Below are 211 nucleotides of genomic sequence, written 5' to 3'. Positions count from 1 at the left end.
GTAGCCAGCCTCCAACATATGGGTTGCAAACCAGTTCCTCCAGGCGCAAGCCAGCCGAGTAAGCTGTCATCAACAGCATGCGATTTCCAAATCCGGTCGCCGCATTGATCAGCGTCATCACCTCCTCTACACTGAGTACTTCGGGTAGAAATTTCGGCGTACGCTGGGCAGGAATTGCGATATGGATATGCTCATCTTTGAGAACCTTGCC

At 52.1% G+C, this 211-nt stretch carries 1 protein-coding gene; it reads right to left on the bottom strand.

The window, feature by feature from the left end:
* On the bottom strand, positions 1 to 211 hold a 211-nt coding region (locus ACYQ2M_RS25600; protein WP_459919213.1), incomplete at both ends, for a site-specific integrase.

It is taken from the genome of Desulfocicer niacini (genome assembly GCF_054657595.1).
Note: the sequence above shows the minus strand (reverse complement) of the source record. Positions and strands in the feature narration are given on the sequence as shown.